Consider the following 472-nt stretch of genomic DNA (forward strand, 5'->3'; position numbering starts at 1 on the left):
CTGTTTAGCAGCGCTCATTTCGCGATGATCGAAACCAGCTCGCGCCTGACGGAAATCCAGAAAGAAACGCTTTCAGGCATCGACGCCAATGTGGTTTGGCAAAATTCCATCGAAACCCTGCCGGATTTTCCGCTTTTCATCATCGGAAACGAGCTTTTCGACGCGATTCCGATGCGGCAATTCGTATTTTCAGGCGGAAAATGGAAGGAACGGGTCGTCGGGCTGGACGAAAATGGCGCGTTGCGGTTTGCGGCAGGTGCCGGTTCGCTCGACCCGGCATTGCTTCCGGCCGATGCAGACAAAGCTGAAGACGGCGCGATTTTCGAGATAGCGCCTGCCCGCAACAACCTCATGAGTGGCATTGCAGAGCGCATTGCAAGATCCGGCGGCGCTGGCCTGTTCATCGATTATGGCTACCGCGAAACGGCACTCGGCGACACGTTTCAGGCGCTTCGCAAACATGACTATGAGG

General features: G+C 55.7%; 1 protein-coding gene. It reads left to right on the forward strand.

Annotated features, from left to right (window positions below; genetic code table 11):
- A partial coding sequence (locus AB1462_RS31840; RefSeq protein WP_367249072.1) for an SAM-dependent methyltransferase occupies window positions 1-472 on the forward strand: 472 nt, incomplete at both ends.

Source organism: Pseudomonas sp. SB113, assembly GCF_040754745.1.
Taxonomy (GTDB): Bacteria; Pseudomonadota; Gammaproteobacteria; order Pseudomonadales; family Pseudomonadaceae; genus Aquipseudomonas; species Aquipseudomonas grimontii.